Origin of the sequence: Phormidesmis priestleyi BC1401, from assembly GCF_001650195.1 — a bacterium.
GTDB lineage: Bacteria > Cyanobacteriota > Cyanobacteriia > Leptolyngbyales > Leptolyngbyaceae > Phormidesmis_A > Phormidesmis_A priestleyi_B.
Map to the genome: position 1 here is coordinate 1 of NZ_LXYR01000175.1, position 903 is coordinate 903.

The window sequence follows — 903 nt, forward strand, 5'->3', positions numbered from 1 at the left end:
TCTAAATATCAGAGTGGGTTGAACTGGCAAAATTTCTCCACTCCTATGCAAGAAGGGCGAAATCGAGCGCTCCCTGCGTTTTAGCCGATGCAATTCTGTCAGCCGCAGACTAGAAATGAAGTGGAGAAGCGCTCTGTTGAGAATCTACAGCACCCCCTACCTGAATCGGTTGAGTTTCGAGATTGGGGACTTGCTTTGCATGAGCTAGAAATAACCTTGGATCAACCGCGTGGTCATGGTCATCCGCCCCTTCTCGAATCTCATAGTGCAGATGAGGACCGGTTGAATTTCCGTTGCTCCCAATATCAGCAATATGTTGAGAGGATTGTACCAAGTCCCCAACCTGGACGTATGACTTCGTAATATGACCAAAAAGGTGAATCCGTCCTTCATCATCTTTCAGCTTGATGTGCCAGCCGTAGCCCGAATCGTAGTTTGTGATATCAGTTTCTCTGCCCACATAAATCACGACCCCACAAATAGGACTGTAAATGGGATTCCCAATCTTGCCGTCAAAGTCAACCCCGGTGTGAAATCGAGTTTGTCCAGGATTAAAGGGGTCTGGAGATAGACCGAAGCCAAAGTTAACGTGGGGATGAGGAACGGGATAGGTCAGCGTGCAATTCGAGGACTGATTGAGCACCTTGGGGGCGGTAGAGGCGTTCGGTACTGGCGCTCGAAACGGAGGTTCACTCAACTTGGGCTGAGGCATCGTTGCTAGCAGATGCACGAGATCGCTTCGTACCCAGCCCACCGCACCGGAGCGGTCGAACTTCACGTCATACCAAAGCTCTCCATTACTTTGAGTTTGGTTGAGAATCTCGACCCGATCTCCAGCAAATCCGTAGTGCAAAGGTTCTGCCAGAGTAGATGGATTGGCACGGACATTAATGGGAGTGGTGT

At 49.9% G+C, this 903-nt stretch carries 1 protein-coding gene; it reads right to left on the minus strand.

Translation table 11 applies throughout. From position 1 onward, the window contains the following. Positions 1 to 109: 109 nt before the first annotated feature. Positions 110 to 903, minus strand: a 794-nt coding sequence (locus tag A8707_RS26290; protein ID WP_156518914.1) for a peptidoglycan DD-metalloendopeptidase family protein, incomplete at its 5' end; no start/stop codon positions are given.